We start from the raw sequence: 17,487 nt of genomic DNA on the forward strand, positions 1-17,487 counted from the left end.
CGTGGGGCAAGTGACCCCCTGAACTCGCCTGCGCGAGGAATGGGGTGATCGGCCTCGCACAGGGGTGTAGCTCAATTGGCAGAGCAGCGGTCTCCAAAACCGCAGGCTGCAGGTTCAAGTCCTGTCACCCCTGCGCAACTCTCCCAGACGTGCCCGCCCGGGACAGCGGTCCGCACGACCTCCGCGCCGGACGAGCGCCGATGGGGACCACCACCCACCGATGACGGAAGTAGGGCGCCATGGCCGAGAGGAATCGACCCGGTGACGCCGGCGACCCGGCCGACGACGAGGTGTTTGACGACGCCGTCGCCGATGACGCGGAGTCCGATGACGACCTCGAGGCCGAGCCGGTAAGCCGTGGCGGCACCGCCGTCGCCGAGCGGACCAAGGGCGACGCCCCGAAGGCCAAGAAGGAGATCCGTCGCACCGGCTTCTTCGGCCGCATCGGTGGTTTCTTCCGTGAGGTCGTCAGCGAGCTGCGTAAGGTCATCTGGCCGACGCGCAAGGAGCTGCTGACCTACACCACGATCGTGATCGCGTTCGTGACGGTCATGACCGCCATCGTGGGTGTCCTGGACTACGCGTTCGGCAAGGGCATCCTCTGGGCGTTCGGCGGCTGAGCCGCCACCGCCGGAGATCTTCGAAGACATATCTGGAAGTGAGCGAGCGTGCCTGAGTACGACGACGAGACCGCGCAGTCCGCCGACGAGCTCTCGTCGGTGGCCACGGCGGAAACCGACGAGTCGGTCGAGGCCGCCGTTACCACCGATGAGGACGAGGCCGAGCCTGCGGCTGAGGCCGAGGTCGAGGCCGACCCTGCGCCCGAGGACGACGAAGACTTCGACCCGGTGCAGGAGCTGCGGCAGAAGCTGCGCTACGCCCCCGGCGAGTGGTACGTCGTGCACTCGTACGCCGGCTACGAGAACAAGGTCAAGACCAACCTCGAGACCCGGATCACGAGCCTCGACATGGAGGACTTCATCTTCCAGGTCGAGGTGCCGACCCGCGAAGAGGTCGAGGTCAAGAACGGCAAGCGGCAGCAGGTCAACAACAAGGTCTTCCCGGGCTACATCCTGGTCCGGATGGATCTGACCCCCGAGTCGTACTCCTGCGTCCGCAACACGCCCGGCGTGACCGGCTTCGTGGGCGCCACCGACCGGGTCGACCGGCCCGCCCCCCTCTCGCTGGACGAGGTGCTCAAGTGGCTCGCCCCGGCCGTCGAGCAGGAGGAGAAGAAGTCCAAGCCCGAGATCAAGGTCCTCGACTTCGAGGTCGGCGACTCGGTCACGGTCACCGACGGCGCGTTCGCCTCGCTGCCGGCCTCGATCAGCGAAATCAATGCCGACCAGCAGAAGTTGAAGGTTCTGGTCTCCATCTTCGGCCGTGAGACGCCGGTGGAGCTGAACTTCAACCAGGTCACCAAGATCTGACAGTAAGTCAGTGGGAGGGGCCCCTTCCGGGGGTCCCGCCATCTACCACAGGAGTAACGAAACATGCAGCGCAGCAAGGGCTACCGCAAGGCGGCCGAGCTCATCGACCACACCAAGCTCTACGAGCCGTCCGACGCCATCAAGCTGGCCAAGGAGACGAGCCCGACCAAGTTCGACGCCACCGTCGAGGTCGCGATGCGCCTCGGCGTCGACCCGCGTAAGGCCGATCAGATGGTCCGCGGCACGGTCAACCTGCCGCACGGCACCGGCAAGACGGCCCGCGTGATCGTCTTCGCCCAGGGCGCGAAGGCCGAGGAGGCCGTCGCGGCCGGCGCCGACGAGGTCGGCACGGACGAGCTCGTCGCCCGCATCCAGGGCGGCTGGCTGGACTTCGACGCCGCGATCGCGACGCCGGACCAGATGGCCAAGATCGGCCGGATCGCTCGTATCCTCGGCCCCCGCGGCCTCATGCCGAACCCGAAGACCGGCACGGTCACCATGGACGTGACCAAGGCGATCAACGAGATCAAGGGCGGCAAGATCACGTTCCGGGTGGACAAGCACTCGAACCTGCACCTGATCATCGGCAAGGCCTCGTTCTCCGAGGACCAGCTGGTCGACAACTACGTGGCCGTGCTCGACGAGGTGCTGCGGGCCAAGCCGTCCGCGGCCAAGGGCAAGTACCTCAAGAAGGTCACCGTCACCACGACCATGGGCCCCGGCGTCCAGGTCGACCCGAACGTCGTGAAGGGCATCAAGCCCGAGGCGTGATCACTCGCTTGTCGGAAAGCCCCCGGGACATCCCGGGGGCTTTTCTTGTGGCACGCTTGCGGCCGTGCGTTTCGAGCAGGTGTGGTTCCGGTACGCGCGGAGGTCCGGCTGGACCCTGCGTGAGCTGAACGCCTCGGTCGAGCCCGGCGCCACCGTGGTCGTGCTGGGCCGTAACGGCGCCGGCAAGTCGACGCTGCTCCAGCTGGCCGCGGGCGTGCTGCGGCCGGGGCGGGGTGCGGTCCTCGACCGGCCGGCGGTGGTGGGCTGGGTGCCCGAGCGGTTCCCCGCCGACCAGCCGTTCACCGTGGGCGACTATCTGCGGCGCATGGCCCGGGTGCGGGGCGTGACCGATCCGCACGCCGCCGACCGCTGGATCGAGCGCCTGCTGCTGACCGAGCACGCCGGCACCCGCCTGCCCGACCTCTCCAAGGGCACCGCGCAGAAGGTCGGTCTCGCCCAGGCTCTGCTCGTCCGGCCCGGCCTGCTGGTGCTCGACGAGCCCTGGGAGGGCCTCGACTCGGTCGCCCGCACGCTCATTCCCGGCATCGTCGGCGAGGTGACCGCGGCCGGCGGCTCGGTGCTGGTCAGCGACCATCGCGGCGAGATCGACGCGCTGCCGGGCGCGATCCACTGGACGGTCTCCGAGGGCACGCTGGACTTCACGGACGCTCCCGCCCGGGAGGTCGTGGTGGAGGTCGCGGTGCACGAGGCGGAGGCCGACCAGACGGTCGTCAAGCTGCGCGACGCCGGCTTCCGCGTCCTGGGGGTGCGTTCCCGATGACCGCCCTGGTGTGGATGCGGCTGGCCGGCTTCGTGCGCGGCGGCCGGGCGCTGCCGCCGCTGATCGCCGTCCTGGTCGAGCTCGGCATCATCTACGGCGGGGGAGCGTCCCCGGCCGCGGTGGCCTACGGCTATTCGGCAGCGGCCCTCTTCCCGGTGCTCGCCTGGCTCACCAAGCTCCTGCTCGACACGGAGCCCGACGTCCAGCGCCGCCTGGCCCGCCTCGCGGTCGGCCCGGCCCGCGAGGGCGTGGCCGGCATCCTGGGCGCCCTGATCCTGTCCCTGCTCGTCTGTGCGGCCGCGATGGGGGCGCCCTGGCTCTTCCACGGCATCGACCCGGAGACGGCCCTGGGCAGCGGCATAGCGCTCGGCGTGCTGGCCCACCTGCTCGCCGTGCCGCCCGCGGTGGCGGTCGGCGCCCTGGCCAGCCGGGCCGTCACCGGCAGCGTCCGGATGGGTGTGACGGTGCTCACGGTGGCCGCGGTGCTGGTGGTGGTGCTCGGCTTGACCGGCTCGTTCGCGCCGTGGCTGGTCCCACCCGTGATGGCCACCGCCCGCGCCCTCAACGGCGACACGGTCCCGCCGGCCACCACCCTGCTCGGCCTGACCAGCTGGGCGGCCGCCTGGTGCGCCGTCGCCTACGCCGGCTACGGCCGCCTGCGCCGCGCCCGCTCCTGAGCCGGCGTCCGAGCCCCGATTTGGTGCGGGGCGGCCGACCGCGTACTCTTCGTTGTCGGAGTTCCACCCATAGACCGCTGGTCGCCGCAACCACCGCTCGCAAGGCGAGGGTCGCGGTCGAAGGTCCCGCCTAATGCGGGCGCCCGCGCAGGGGAGAACGGTTCGCGATACGCAGGCCTCAAAGCCTCCTGCCGCCCCGTGCCCTTGCGCCGGGGCGTTTCTCATTTTCCGGTTCCTTCTCCCGGACCAGTGGCTTTGAGCACTGAGAGAGGAGGGACATGGCGGACAAGCCGGTCCGGGCCGACAAGGCCAGTGCCGTTGCCGAGCTCACCGAAAACTTCCGTGGCTCGTCGGCCACCGTGTTGACCGAGTACCGCGGCCTCACGGTCAAGCAGCTCACCGAGCTGCGGCGTTCGCTCGGCAAGGAGACCAAGTACTCCGTGTCGAAGAACACGCTCGCAAAGCGGGCGGCCACCGACGCGGGCATCGAGGGTCTCGACGCGCTGTTCACCGGTCCTACCGCGCTCGCCTTCATCAACGGCGACCCGGTCGAGGCGGCCAAGAGCCTTCGGGCTTTCGCCAAGGCCCACCCCGTCCTGGTCATCAAGGGCGGTGTCTTCGAGGGTCGCGCGATCACGGCCGACGAGGTCAACAAGATCGCTGACCTCGAGTCCCGTGAGGTTCTGCTGGCCAAGCTGGCCGGCGCCATGAAGGGCAACCTGACCAAGGCGGCTGGTCTGTTCCAGGCCCCGCTGTCGCAGGTGGCGCGCCTCGCGGCCGCCCTGCAGGAGAAGCGCGAGAAGGACGGTTCCGCGGAGGCCTGAGCCACGTGGAACCCGCACGACATTCACCGCAAAAGCTAGGAAAGGTTGCCTAACATGGCGAAGCTCAGCACCGACGAGCTGCTCGACGCGTTCAAGGAGATGACGCTGATCGAGCTGTCCGAGTTCGTGAAGCAGTTCGAGGAGACCTTCGAGGTCACCGCGGCTGCTCCGGTGGCCGTCGCGGCCGCCGGCGGCGGCGCTGCCGCCGCTCCCGTCGAGGAGGAGAAGGACTCGTTCGACGTCGTTCTCGAGGGCGACGGTGGCAAGAAGATCCAGGTCATCAAGGTCGTGCGTGAGCTGACCGGCCTGGGCCTCAAGGAGGCCAAGGACGCCGTCGAGAGCGCCCCCAAGGCGATCCTCGAGGGTGTCAACAAGGAGAAGGCCGAGGCCGCCAAGGCCAAGCTCGAGGGCGAGGGCGCCAAGGTCACCCTCAAGTGATCTAAGGCTCCACAGCTTTTCTCTTGCGGATGGCGGAGACCCGGGTTCGGGTCTCCGCCATCCCGTTTTAGGGGGCATTGTCCCTGGTAGGAGCCTTGCGCCGGGCTGTCGGCCACCCGACCGGCAAAGTCGGTTTAATCGGGCAAAGCATGGAGTATGGTCGCTAAGACGCGTCCGGCGGACGGCGTCGCGAGTCCGACCCGCGGCAGAGCCCTTGACTGAGTGTCCGCTGACAGGCACGCTGACATCAGCAAGTTCTCCGCGCTTGCGACGGCCGCCCCGCGGGTAACCCGAGGTTCAACGGGTAACACGTGGACGGCACCCGAGGGAGATATGCCGCGTTCCGAGCGGCCCCGCACGAGGCACTGAGCAGTGAGGCCCGAGGCAAAGGGCCAGCTCAGGCAGCCGCGGGGACACGTTCCGCAGGCCCCCTCTGGTGTGGGCTGGACAGCGGTTAGCCGAGCGGCTACACTGCTAGTTTGCGCTGCCTTCTGTCTTGAGCCCTGTCGGGACATCCATCTGGATGACTTCCTGGGGGCTCGTTGTAATGCCTACAAACGAGGGCAACGCAAACAGTTGCATACCGCAGCTGCAGCCGCATCAGCAGCACCGGTCCTCGGAAGGACGCATCTTGGCAGCTTCCCGCCCTGCGAAGACCAGCCGTACGTCGAGCGCTTACGCACCCCGCCGTGTCTCTTTCGGCAGGATCACCGAGCAACTTGAGGTCCCCAACCTTCTGGCCCTCCAGACCGAGTCCTTCGACTGGCTGGTCGGTAACGAGGCTTGGCAGGCCCGGTCGACGGACGACACGAACGCCCACTCGGGCCTCGCAGAGATCCTCGAAGAGATCAGTCCCATTGAGGACTTCTCCGGCACTATGTCGCTGTCCTTCTCGTCTCCGCGATTCGACGAGGTCAAGGCCTCGATCGAGGAGTGCAAGGAGAAGGACCTGACTTACTGCGCACCGCTGTTCGTGACCGCGGAGTTCACCAACAACACGACTGGCGAGATCAAGAGCCAGACGGTGTTCATGGGTGACTTCCCGATGATGACCCCCAAGGGGACGTTCGTCATCAACGGCACCGAGCGCGTCGTGGTGAGCCAGCTCGTCCGCTCGCCGGGCGTGTACTTCACGAAGGAGCCGGACAAGACCTCCGACCGCGACCTCTCCAGCGTCAAGGTCATCCCCAGCCGGGGCGCCTGGCTGGAGTTCGACATCGACAAGCGCGACACCGTGGGTGTCCGGATCGACCGGAAGCGCCGGCAGGCCGTCACCGTCCTGCTCAAGGCGATCGGCTGGTCGGCCGACCAGATCCGGGAGCGGTTCGGCTGGTCCGAGCTGCTCATGACCACCCTCGAGAAGGACCACATCGCCGGGCAGGACGAGGCCCTGCTCGACATTTACCGCAAGCTCCGTCCGGGAGAGCCCCCGACCCGGGAGAACGCGCAGACCCTGCTCGACAACCTCTTCTTCAACCCGAAGCGGTATGACGTCGCCAAGGTCGGCCGGTACAAGTTCAACAAGAAGCTCGAGATCGACGTCCCGATCGACCGGGGCGTCCTGACCGAAGAGGACGTCGTCAAGACGGTCGAGTACCTCTGCCGGCTGCACGCCGGTGAGGAGGGCTACGAGGCCGACGACATCGACCACTTCGGCAACCGTCGCCTGCGCACCGTCGGCGAGCTCATCCAGAACCAGGTCCGTGTCGGCCTGTCCCGGATGGAGCGCGTCGTCCGCGAGCGCATGACGACGCAGGACGTCGAGGCGATCACGCCGCAGACCCTGATCAACATCCGCCCGGTGGTGGCTGCGATCAAGGAGTTCTTCGGTACGTCGCAGCTGTCGCAGTTCATGGACCAGACCAACCCGCTGGCGGGCCTGACCCACCGGCGCCGGCTGAGCGCGCTCGGCCCCGGTGGTCTGTCGCGTGAGCGGGCGGGCTTCGAGGTTCGTGACGTGCACCCGTCCCACTACGGCCGGATGTGCCCGATCGAGACGCCCGAGGGCCCGAACATCGGTCTGATCGGCGCGCTCTCGACGTTCGCGCGGGTCAACCCGTTCGGCTTCATCGAGACGCCGTACCGGAAGGTCGAGGACGGCACCGTCACCGACGAGGTGCACTACCTGACCGCCGACGAGGAGGACAGGTACATCAAGGCCCAGGCGAACGCCGTCCTGAGCAGTGATGGCACGTTCGCCGAGGATCGCGTCCTGGTCCGCCGTAAGGGCGGTGAGGTCGACTACGTGCCCGGTGCACAGGTCGACTACATGGACGTGTCGCCGCGGCAGATGACCTCGGTCGCGACCGCGATGATCCCGTTCCTCGAGCACGACGACGCCAACCGCGCGCTCATGGGCGCGAACATGCAGCGTCAGGCCGTTCCGCTGGTCAAGGCCGAGGCGCCGCTGGTCGGCACCGGCATGGAGTACCGTGCCGCGGTCGACGCCGGCGACGTGGTCGTGGCCGAGGTCGGCGGCGTGGTCGAGGACCTCTGCGCCGACTACGTCACGGTCCACCAGGACGACGGTCACCGCCGTACCTACCTGCTGCACAAGTTCCGCCGCTCGAACGCCGGCTCCTGCGTCAACCAGAAGCCGGTCGTGTTCGAGGGTGACCGGGTCGAGGCCGGCCAGGTCATTGCCGACGGCCCGTGCACCGACGAGGGTGAGATGGCCCTGGGCCGCAACCTCCTCGTCGCGTTCATGTGCTGGGAAGGCCACAACTACGAGGACGCGATCATCCTGTCGCAGCGCCTCGTGCAGCAGGACGTGCTCACCTCGATCCACATCGAGGAGCACGAGGTCGACGCCCGGGACACCAAGCTCGGCCCGGAGGAGATCACCCGCGACATCCCCAACGTCAGCGAGGAAATGCTGGCGGACCTGGACGAGCGGGGCATCATCCGGATCGGCGCCGAGGTCGTCCCCGGCGACATCCTGGTCGGCAAGGTCACGCCCAAGGGCGAGACCGAGCTCACCCCCGAGGAGCGGCTGCTCCGCGCGATCTTCGGTGAGAAGGCGCGCGAGGTCCGTGACACCTCGCTGAAGGTTCCGCACGGCGAGACCGGCACGGTCATCGGCGTCCGCACCTTCTCCCGCGAGGACGGCGACGAGCTTCCCCCGGGCGTAAACGAGCTGGTCCGCGTCTACGTCGCGCAGAAGCGGAAGATCCAGGACGGCGACAAGCTCGCCGGCCGGCACGGCAACAAGGGCGTCATCTCGAAGATCCTTCCGGTCGAGGACATGCCGTTCCTCGAGGACGGCACCCCGGTCGACATCGTGCTCAACCCGCTCGGTGTGCCCTCGCGTATGAACATCGGTCAGGTCCTGGAGACCCACCTCGGGTGGATCGCCAAGACCGGCTGGTCGGTCGAGGGCGACGACGCCGAGTGGAAGCGCCAGCTGAAGGCCATCGAGGCGCACGAGTCCCCCAAGGACTCGAACGTCGCGACCCCGGTCTTCGACGGCGCGCAGGAGGAGGAGATCAAGGGCCTCCTCGAGTCGACGCTCGTCAACCGTGACGGGAATCGGCTGGTCAACGGCGATGGCAAGGCGCAGCTGTTCGACGGCCGCTCGGGCGAGCCGCTGCCGGACCCGATCTCGGTCGGCTACGTCTACATCCTGAAGCTGAACCACCTGGTCGACGACAAGATCCACGCCCGGTCGACCGGCCCGTACTCGATGATCACGCAGCAGCCGCTGGGCGGTAAGGCCCAGTTCGGTGGCCAGCGGTTCGGCGAGATGGAGTGCTGGGCCATGCAGGCCTACGGCGCGGCCTACGCGCTGCAGGAGCTGCTCACCATCAAGTCCGACGACGTGCTCGGCCGCGTGAAGGTCTACGAGGCCATCGTCAAGGGCGAGAACATCCCGGAGCCGGGCATCCCGGAGTCCTTCAAGGTGCTTCTCAAGGAGCTGCAGTCGCTGTGCCTCAACGTCGAGGTGCTTTCCAGCGACGGCGTGGCCCTGGAGATGCGCGAGACGGACGACGAGGTCTTCCGGGCCGCGGAGGAACTCGGTATCGACCTGTCCCGACGCCCGAACGAGGGCGTCAGCAGCGTCGAAGAGATCTGACGGAGTTGCGGCCCCTCTTCGGAGGGGCCGCACCCGCCGGCCTTGAATTCACCCGAGCAACGAAACACGAGGGATAGTCCAAGTGCTCGACGTCAACTTCTTCGACGAGTTGCGTATCGGCCTGGCGACCGCCGACGACATCCGGCAGTGGTCGCACGGCGAGGTCAAGAAGCCCGAGACGATCAACTACCGCACCCTCAAGCCCGAGAAGGACGGACTCTTCTGCGAGAAGATCTTCGGTCCGCAGCGGGACTGGGAGTGCTACTGCGGCAAGTACAAGCGGGTCCGGTTCAAGGGCATCATCTGTGAGCGCTGCGGCGTCGAGGTGACCCGGTCCAAGGTCCGCCGTGAGCGCATGGGCCACATCGAGCTGGCCGCGTCGGTCACGCACATCTGGTACTTCAAGGGTGTGCCGAGCCGGCTCGGTTACCTGCTCGACCTGGCTCCCAAGGACCTCGAGAAGATCATCTACTTCGCCTCGTACGTGATCACGAGCGTGGACGCCGAAGCGCGTCACCGCGACATGAGCACGATCGAGAACGAGATCTTCGCCGAGAAGCGCCAGTCGGAGAACGGTCGCGACTCGGAGATCGAGAAGCGTGCCGCGAAGCTGGAGCAGGACCTCGCCGAACTCGAGGCCGAAGGGGCCAAGGCGGACGTGCGCCGCAAGGTCAAGGAGGCCGGCGAGCGCGAGATGCGCCAGATCCGCGACAAGGCGCAGCGCGAGATCGACCGTCTCGACGAGGTGCTCGACACCTTCCGCAAGCTCGACTCCAAGCAGCTGGTCACCGACGAGCTGCTCTACCGCGAGCTCCGTGACCGCTTCGGTGAGTACTTCACCGGCGGGATGGGCGCCGAGGCGATCAAGGCGCTGCTCGAGAACATGGACCTGGACGCCGAGGCCGAGAACCTGCGGGAGATCATCCGCAGCGGAAAGGGCCAGCGGAAGATCCGTGCGCTCAAGCGCCTCAAGGTCGTCGCCGCGTTCCTGAACACCCGGAACTCGCCGCTCGGCATGGTGCTGGACTGCGTCCCGGTCATCCCGCCGGACCTGCGCCCGATGGTGCAGCTCGACGGTGGCCGCTTCGCGACCAGCGACCTGAACGACCTGTACCGCCGGGTCATCAACCGGAACAACCGGTTGAAGCGCCTGATCGACCTGGGTGCGCCCGAGATCATCGTCAACAACGAGAAGCGCATGCTGCAGGAGGCCGTCGACGCGCTGTTCGACAACGGCCGCCGCGGCCGGCCGGTCACCGGCCCGGGCAACCGCCCGCTGAAGTCGCTCTCCGACATGCTCAAGGGCAAGCAGGGTCGCTTCCGGCAGAACCTGCTGGGCAAGCGCGTCGACTACTCCGGCCGTTCCGTCATCGTCGTCGGCCCCCGGCTCAAGCTGCACCAGTGCGGCCTGCCGAAGCAGATGGCGCTGGAGCTGTTCAAGCCGTTCGTGATGAAGCGCCTGGTCGACCTGAACCACGCGCAGAACATCAAGTCGGCCAAGCGGATGGTCGAGCGTCAGCGGCCGGTCGTGTGGGACGTCCTGGAGGAGGTCATCAGCGAGCACCCCGTGCTGCTGAACCGCGCGCCGACCCTGCACCGCCTCGGCATCCAGGCCTTCGAGCCGCAGCTGGTCGAGGGCAAGGCGATCCAGATCCACCCGCTCGTCTGTACGGCGTTCAACGCCGACTTCGACGGCGACCAGATGGCGGTGCACGTGCCGCTGTCGGCCGAGGCGCAGGCCGAGGCCCGGATCCTGATGCTCTCGTCGAACAACATCCTCAAGCCGGCCGACGGCAAGCCGGTCACCATGCCGACCCAGGACATGGTCATCGGCCTGTACCACCTGACCCACCTGACGGCCGGTGCCAAGGGTGAGGGCCGGGTGTTCTCGTCGGACGCCGAGGCGCGGATGGCCTTCGACAACGGCGAGCTGCACCTGCAGGCGCCCGTCAAGATCCGCCTGCAGGAGGTCGTCGGCGTCGACAACGGCGCCAAGGGCCCCAAGTGGGACGCTCCGGAGGACTGGACCGAGGGCGAGCGAGTCCTGGTCGAGACCACCCTGGGCCGGGTCATCTTCAACGAGACCCTGCCCCCGGGCTACCGCTTCGTGAACTACGAGATCCGCAAGGGTCAGCTGTCGGCGATCGTCAACGACCTCGCCGAGCGCTTCCCCAAGGTCGCGCTGGCCGCGACCCTGGACGCGCTCAAGGAGGCCGGCTTCCACTGGGCCACCTGGTCCGGTGTGACGATCGGCATGGGCGACGTCATCGGCCCCCCGCGCAAGCCGGAGATCCTGCAGCGCTACCAGGTCGAGGCGGACCGGATCGACAAGCAGTACCAGCGTGGTCTGATGACCGCCGAGGAGCGTCGCGGCGAGCTCATCGAGATCTGGACCAAGGCGACCAACGAGATCGCGGCCGAGATGTCGACGGCTCTCCCGCAGGAGAACCCGCTCTGGGTCATGATCAACTCTGGCGCCCGTGGCAACCTGCTGCAGCTCCGGCAGATCGCCGCGATCCGTGGTCTGGTGGCCAACCCCAAGGGCGAGATCATCCCGCGGCCGATCACGTCGTCGTACCGCGAGGGTCTCACCGTGCTGGAGTACTTCATCTCCACGCACGGCGCCCGCAAGGGTCTGGCCGACACCGCGCTGCGTACCGCCGACTCGGGTTACCTGACCCGGCGTCTGGTGGACGTCTCGCAGGACGTCATCATCCGCGAGGAGGACTGCGGCACCGACCGCGCGATCCCGATGCAGGTGGCGGACCGCGAGGCGGACGGCTCGCTCGTGGTGCACGTGCACGCCGAGACCGGTGTGCACGCCCGGACGCTGGCCGACGACGCGAAGGGACCGGACGGCAACGTCGTCGTCCCCCGCGGCTCGGACCTCAACTCGATCCTGGTCGACATCCTCGTCGCCAACGGCATCGAGAACGTGCGGGTGCGCAGCGTGCTGACCTGCGAGTCGAAGCTCGGCGTGTGCGCGGCCTGCTACGGCCGCTCGCTGCCGACCGGCAAGGGCGTGGACATCGGTGAGGCGGTCGGCATCATCGCCGCCCAGTCCATCGGTGAGCCGGGTACGCAGCTGACGATGCGTACCTTCCACACCGGTGGCGTCGCGGGTGAGGACATCACCCAGGGTCTGCCGCGTGTGCAGGAGATCTTCGAGGCCCGCGTGCCCAAGGGCAAGGCGCCCATCGCCGACACCCCGGGACGCATCCGCATCGAGGACGGCGAGCGCTCGCGGAAGATCATCGTGGTGCCGGACGACGGCAGCGAGGAGATCGTGTACGACAAGATCTCCAAGCGCGTCAAGCTCCGGGCCCACGACGGCGACCACGTCGGCGTCGGCGAGAAGCTGACCGAGGGCACCATCGACCCGCACGAGCTTCTGCGGATCATGGGTCCGCGGGCGGTCCAGGTCCACCTGACCCAGGAGGTCCAGGAGGTCTACCGCTCGCAGGGTGTGCTCATCCACGACAAGCACATCGAGATCATCATCCGCCAGATGCTGAAGCGGGTGACGGTCATCGACTCGGGCGCGGCGGAGTTCCTGCCGGGCGTGCTGGTCGACCGGGCGCTGTTCGAGTCGGAGAACCGCCGGCTCGTGGGCGAGGGTGGCGAGCCCGCCGCCGGTCGTCCGGTGCTCATGGGTATCACCAAGGCCTCGCTGGCCACGGACTCCTGGCTCTCGGCGGCCTCCTTCCAGGAGACCACCCGGGTGCTCACCGACGCTGCGATCAACTCGCGCAGCGACTCGCTGGTGGGCCTCAAGGAGAACGTCATCATCGGCAAGCTCATCCCGGCCGGTACGGGCATCAGCAAGTACCGCAACATCCGGGTCGAGCCGACCGAGGAGGCCAAGGCCAAGGTGTACTCGATGACCGGGTACCCCGAGACCGACTACGGCTTCGGGCCGGCCAGCGGGCAGGCTGTGCCGCTGGACGACTTCGACTTCGGGTCGTACCGCTGATCTGAACGACAACAGGGGGCGGTCGCGCATTGCGCGGCCGCCCTCTGCTTTCTGTCCGGGGCGTTCCTAAGATGGGGTGGTGACCCTTCCCGCCGCCGCGCCGCCCACGCGCCACCCCCTGGACCCGGACCCGGCGCCCTCGTCGAAGGCCCGGGCGGTCTTCGCGCTGGGCCTGGTGGGCTTTCTGACCGGCGCGTTCGTGGGCGGGGTGATTCCGGCCACCGTGGCACTGCTGCTGGCGCGTCAGGCGGCTCGTGAGGCGTACACGGCGAAGGGTTATCTCACCGGCTCCGCCTGGATCCGTCGTGGCCGCCGGCTCGCCTGGACGGGCATCGTGCTGGCGATCGCCGCGCTGGTCGTGGCCACCATCGCCGGCCTGCTGCATCTCGCGTCCACGCCGGGCGGCCCCAACTTCGCGCCGGGCACCGACTAGGGCGGCGTGCGCCGGATCTCATCCGGGTGACATCCTCGACACATGACCCAGCAGCCGTATCCGTACGCGCCGCCGCCGCCCCCGCCATCCGGCCGCTGGCAGCCGGAGCGGGTCGAGGCCGTGCCGGGCACCGAGTTCGGCCTGGTCCAGTTGCGGGTCGAGCCGATCACCTCGGGCCTCGCGATCGGCTCGCTGCTGGCCGGCATCGCCGCGATCCTGGTGTCGTTCCTGGTGCTCTGCTTCGGGCTGGCCGGCTCCGGTCCGGGCTGGGGCGCCGTGGTCGCGGGCGCGTTCACGCTGCTGAGCGTGCTCGGCGGCGGCGGAGCGATCATCGTGGGCCTGGTCGCGCGGCGGCAGATCCGTCGCTCCACCCACACCGGACTGGTCCGGTTCACCGGCGGCGGCCTCGCCATCGCCGGAATCTCGTGCGGCGGGGCCGGCGTGGGAATTGCGCTGGGCGCCCTGACGTTGGCAGTGGTGTTGCAGTTGTAGTCCACCGGGACCACATCGCACCCGCAAATCCGGTATCCGGACACCGCGGCAATGCCGCCTCCGAGTACCCGGTACACTTGTTTTGGAGATATCCGTCATGAGGAGCTAGCCCTGTCGATTTTGACCTGGCTGCTCGTGGTGGGTACTCTTTCCCCTCGTGCCCGGGCTTGCCCGGGCAACTCGTGCGTGCGCCCGAGTCGAAGTTCAGACGGGGTAGGACCGCGACGAGACTCGTCGTCCTGACAGATCAGGGCGGCGACACAGACAAGACCTGCTGCGCGTAACCACGTGTGGCGGGACCGTGAGCCGGACGACACGCCCGACCGCGGGTGCCGGAGAGACCTCACCGAGGTGGGGATTCTCCGGCGCACAGAGACATACAAGACGGTGCGGCCGCAGTAGGAAGCGGCCGAAGGGAGCGGAGAAACCCGGTGCCCACGATCCAGCAGCTGGTCCGAAAGGGCCGCCAGGCGAAGACGAGTAAGACCAAGACGCCGGCGCTGAAGGGAAGTCCCCAGCGGCGCGGCGTGTGCACGCGCGTGTACACCACCACCCCCAAGAAGCCGAACTCTGCGCTGCGCAAGGTCGCTCGTGTGAAGCTCAGCAGCCAGATCGAGGTGACGGCGTACATCCCCGGTGTCGGCCACAACCTGCAGGAGCACTCGATCGTGCTCGTGCGCGGAGGCCGTGTGAAGGACCTTCCGGGCGTTCGCTACAAGATCGTCCGCGGTTCGCTGGACACCCAGGGTGTCCGCAACCGCAAGCAGGCCCGCAGCCGTTACGGCGCGAAGAAGGAGAAGAGCTGATATGCCGCGCAAGGGCCCCGCTCCGCGCCACCCGGTGGTCGCTGACCCGGTTTACAACTCCCCGCTGGTCACGCAGCTGATCAACAAGATCCTGATCGGCGGCAAGCGTCAGCTCGCCGAGCGCATCGTGTACGGCGCGCTCGAGGGTTGCCGGGAGAAGAGCGGCACCGACCCCGTCGTGACGCTGAAGCGTGCGATGGACAACGTCAAGCCGACCCTCGAGGTCCGCAGCCGCCGTGTCGGTGGCGCGACCTACCAGGTGCCGGTCGAGGTCCGCACCCCGCGGCAGACCACGCTCGGTCTCCGCTGGCTGGTCCAGTACTCCAAGGCCCGCCGCGAGAAGACCATGATCGAGCGTCTCCAGAACGAGCTGCTCGATGCCAGCAACGGCCTCGGCGCCGCCGTCAAGCGGCGTGAGGACACCCACAAGATGGCGGAGTCCAACAAGGCCTTCGCGCACTACCGCTGGTAAGACCCCGCCGCCGGCCCGGCAACTCGCCGGGCCATCCGGCAAGTCGTACCGGTCCACGAGACGACGACGAAGAAAAGTAGGGATTGAAGTGGCCGCCGCAGACGCGCTCGCCAACGTACGCAACATCGGCATCATGGCGCACATCGATGCTGGTAAGACCACGACCACCGAGCGAATCCTGTTCTACACCGGCATCACGTACAAGATCGGTGAGGTCCACGAGGGCGCTGCCGTCATGGACTGGATGGAGCAGGAGCAGGAGCGCGGTATCACCATCACTTCCGCCGCCACCAAGTGCGAGTGGAAGGGCCACACGATCCAGATCATCGACACGCCCGGCCACGTCGACTTCACGGTCGAGGTGGAGCGGTCGTTGCGCGTGCTGGACGGCGCGGTGGCGGTCTACGACGGCGTTGCCGGCGTGGAGCCGCAGACCGAGAACGTGTGGCGGCAGGCGGACAAGTACCACGTTCCCCGGATGTGCTTCGTCAACAAGCTCGACCGGACCGGCGCGGACTTCTTCCGCTGCGTGCAGATGATGATCGACCGGCTCAACGCGACGCCGCTGGTTCTCCAGATCCCGATCGGGCTCGAGGGCGACCACATCGGCGTCGTCGACCTGATCAACATGCGCGCGCTCACCTGGCGTGGTGAGACCCAGAAGGGTGACGACTACGCCGTCGAGGATGTTCCGGCCGACCTGGTCGACTCCGCGAACGAGTGGCGCGAGAAGCTGATCGAGACGCTCGCCGACGTCGACGACGCGGTCATGGAGAAGTACCTCGAGGGCGAGGAGCTCTCGGTGGACGAGATCAAGGCCGCCATCCGGCGCGCCACGATCGCCAGCAAGGCCAACCCGGTGCTGTGCGGCTCGGCGTTCAAGAACAAGGGCGTTCAGCCCATGCTCGACGCCGTGATCGACTACCTGCCGTCGCCGCTGGACATCCCGGCCATCGAGGGCACCGCGACGGACGGCGAGACGCCGCTCCAGCGCAAGCCGTCGAACACCGAGCCGTTCTCGGCGCTGGCCTTCAAGATCCAGACCGACAAGCACCTCGGCAAGCTCACGTACGTGCGGGTCTACTCCGGCACGCTCGAGTCCGGTTCTCAGGTGGTCAACTCCACCAAGGACCGCAAGGAGCGGATCGGCAAGATCTACCAGATGCACGCGAACAAGCGTGAGGAGCGCGCCACCGCGCAGGCCGGCGACATCATCGCCGTCCAGGGTCTCAAGCAGACCACCACCGGTGACACGCTCAGCGACCCGGCCAACCCGGTCATCCTGGAGTCGATGACCTTCCCGGAGCCGGTCATCCAGGTCGCCATCGAGCCGAAGACCAAGTCGGACCAGGAGAAGCTGGGCACCGCGATCCAGCGCCTCGCCGAGGAGGACCCGACGTTCCGGGTCTTCAACGACGAGGAGACCGGTCAGACCATCATCGCCGGCATGGGCGAGCTTCACCTCGACATCCTCGTCGACCGCATGCGGCGCGAGTTCAACGTCGAGGCGAACATCGGCAAGCCGCAGGTCGCGTACCGCGAGACCATCCGCCGCAAGGTGGAGAAGGTCGAGTACACGCACAAGAAGCAGACCGGTGGCTCGGGGCAGTACGCCCGCGTCATCGTCGCCATCGAGCCCCTGCCGCTTGCGGCCGACGGCCCGACCTACGAGTTCGTCAACGCCGTCAGCGGCGGCCGCATCCCCCGGGAGTTCATCCCGTCGGTGGACGCGGGCGCGCAGGACGCGATGCAGTACGGCATCCTCGCCGGCTACCCGCTGGTCGGTGTGAAGCTGTCGCTGCTCGACGGTCAGTACCACGAGGTCGACTCGTCCGAGATGGCGTTCAAGATCGCTGGCTCGATGGTGATGAAGGAGGCGGCCCGCAAGGCCGACCCCGCTCTCCTCGAGCCGATGATGTCCGTCGAGGTCACCACCCCGGAGGACAACATGGGCGACGTGATCGGCGACCTCAACTCCCGCCGTGGCATCATCCAGTCGATGGAGGAGCGCTCCGGAGCACGGGTGGTCAAGGCGCTGGTCCCGCTGTCCGAGATGTTCGGCTACGTCGGCGACCTTCGGTCGAAGACGGCCGGCCGGGCGAGCTACAGCATGCAGTTCGACTCCTACGCCGAGGTTCCGCAGAACGTGGCCAAGGAGATCATCGCCAAGGCGACGGGTGCCTAACCCTCGCTCGAAGCGTTGAGGCGGGGGGGGGGGGGGGGGGGGGGGAGAGGGAGGGGGGGGGGGGGGGGGGGGCCCCCCCCTCCCTTTTGTTCTGGTGTAAACACAAAAGCCCCCCACCAAAAACACCACAAAA

14 protein-coding genes and 1 tRNA gene are annotated in these 17,487 nt (G+C 67.8%); all 15 read left to right on the forward strand.

All coding sequences use genetic code 11. The features are described 5' to 3' along the window. Positions 1-60: 60 nt before the first annotated feature. The 15 genes from ACZ6TB_RS46035 (at position 61) to fusA (ending at position 17,354) form a co-directional block, all read left to right on the forward strand. A tRNA-Trp gene (locus ACZ6TB_RS46035) sits at positions 61-133 on the forward strand. Positions 134-239: 106 nt separating this feature from the next. Then, complete coding sequence (gene secE / locus ACZ6TB_RS46040; RefSeq protein ID WP_465567299.1) at positions 240-620, forward strand: preprotein translocase subunit SecE; 381 nt, start codon at positions 240-242, stop codon at positions 618-620. Positions 621-668: 48 nt separating this feature from the next. Then, the gene (gene nusG, locus ACZ6TB_RS46045) at positions 669-1,430 is read left to right on the forward strand and encodes a transcription termination/antitermination protein NusG (RefSeq protein WP_465567301.1); all 762 of its coding nucleotides are present in this window, start codon (positions 669-671) and stop codon (positions 1,428-1,430) included. A gap of 63 nt (positions 1,431-1,493) precedes the next feature. After that, on the forward strand, positions 1,494-2,201 hold the full coding sequence (gene rplA, locus ACZ6TB_RS46050; protein ID WP_465567303.1) for a 50S ribosomal protein L1: 708 nt from the start codon (positions 1,494-1,496) through the stop codon (positions 2,199-2,201). 64 nt (positions 2,202-2,265) lie between these two features. Further along, positions 2,266-2,982, forward strand: coding sequence for an ATP-binding cassette domain-containing protein (locus ACZ6TB_RS46055; protein ID WP_465567306.1), 717 nt, complete (start codon positions 2,266-2,268; stop codon positions 2,980-2,982). Then, a complete protein-coding gene (locus tag ACZ6TB_RS46060) occupies positions 2,979-3,659 on the forward strand; it encodes a hypothetical protein (RefSeq protein WP_465567307.1) in 681 nt (226 codons plus the stop codon). The genes ACZ6TB_RS46055 and ACZ6TB_RS46060 overlap by 4 nt, the downstream gene beginning before the upstream one ends. A 278-nt stretch (positions 3,660-3,937) precedes the next feature. Beyond that, positions 3,938-4,483, forward strand: coding sequence for a 50S ribosomal protein L10 (rplJ, locus tag ACZ6TB_RS46065; protein ID WP_465567310.1), 546 nt, complete (start codon positions 3,938-3,940; stop codon positions 4,481-4,483). 54 nt (positions 4,484-4,537) lie between these two features. Continuing rightward, positions 4,538-4,921, forward strand: a complete 384-nt coding sequence (gene rplL, locus ACZ6TB_RS46070) for a 50S ribosomal protein L7/L12 (protein ID WP_465567312.1) — start codon at positions 4,538-4,540, stop codon at positions 4,919-4,921. 631 nt (positions 4,922-5,552) lie between these two features. Beyond that, the gene (gene rpoB / locus ACZ6TB_RS46075) at positions 5,553-8,993 is read left to right on the forward strand and encodes a DNA-directed RNA polymerase subunit beta (RefSeq protein WP_465567315.1); all 3,441 of its coding nucleotides are present in this window, start codon (positions 5,553-5,555) and stop codon (positions 8,991-8,993) included. 82 nt (positions 8,994-9,075) lie between these two features. Next, positions 9,076-12,966 (forward strand): DNA-directed RNA polymerase subunit beta', encoded by a 3,891-nt coding sequence (locus tag ACZ6TB_RS46080; RefSeq protein WP_465567318.1) that lies wholly within the window; start codon positions 9,076-9,078, stop codon positions 12,964-12,966. A gap of 76 nt (positions 12,967-13,042) precedes the next feature. Next, complete coding sequence (locus ACZ6TB_RS46085) at positions 13,043-13,399, forward strand: hypothetical protein (RefSeq protein WP_465567321.1); 357 nt, start codon at positions 13,043-13,045, stop codon at positions 13,397-13,399. A 42-nt stretch (positions 13,400-13,441) separates the two neighbouring features. Then, positions 13,442-13,891, forward strand: a complete 450-nt coding sequence (locus tag ACZ6TB_RS46090; protein WP_465567323.1) for a hypothetical protein — start codon at positions 13,442-13,444, stop codon at positions 13,889-13,891. A gap of 431 nt (positions 13,892-14,322) precedes the next feature. Next, a complete protein-coding gene (gene rpsL, locus ACZ6TB_RS46095) occupies positions 14,323-14,697 on the forward strand; it encodes a 30S ribosomal protein S12 (RefSeq protein WP_014440718.1) in 375 nt (124 codons plus the stop codon). Between the two features lies 1 nt (position 14,698). Then, positions 14,699-15,169: a 30S ribosomal protein S7 gene (rpsG, locus tag ACZ6TB_RS46100; RefSeq protein ID WP_020513583.1), complete on the forward strand. Its 471-nt coding sequence runs from the start codon at positions 14,699-14,701 to the stop codon at positions 15,167-15,169. Positions 15,170-15,257: 88 nt separating this feature from the next. Continuing rightward, positions 15,258-17,354, forward strand: a complete 2,097-nt coding sequence (fusA, locus tag ACZ6TB_RS46105) for an elongation factor G (protein ID WP_465567326.1) — start codon at positions 15,258-15,260, stop codon at positions 17,352-17,354. Positions 17,355-17,487: the final 133 nt, after the last annotated feature.

The organism is Actinoplanes sp. NPDC051537 (assembly GCF_055586105.1).

Coding starts and splice junctions, on each gene's coding strand:
- secE (WP_465567299.1), top strand. CDS start 240: ATGGCCGAGAGGAATCGACCCGGTGACGCCGGCGACCCGGCCGACGAC.
- ACZ6TB_RS46090 (WP_465567323.1), top strand. CDS start 13,442: ATGACCCAGCAGCCGTATCCGTACGCGCCGCCGCCGCCCCCGCCATCC.
- rpsG (WP_020513583.1), top strand. CDS start 14,699: ATGCCGCGCAAGGGCCCCGCTCCGCGCCACCCGGTGGTCGCTGACCCG.
- ACZ6TB_RS46060 (WP_465567307.1), top strand. CDS start 2,979: ATGACCGCCCTGGTGTGGATGCGGCTGGCCGGCTTCGTGCGCGGCGGC.
- rplJ (WP_465567310.1), top strand. CDS start 3,938: ATGGCGGACAAGCCGGTCCGGGCCGACAAGGCCAGTGCCGTTGCCGAG.
- rplA (WP_465567303.1), top strand. CDS start 1,494: ATGCAGCGCAGCAAGGGCTACCGCAAGGCGGCCGAGCTCATCGACCAC.
- rplL (WP_465567312.1), top strand. CDS start 4,538: ATGGCGAAGCTCAGCACCGACGAGCTGCTCGACGCGTTCAAGGAGATG.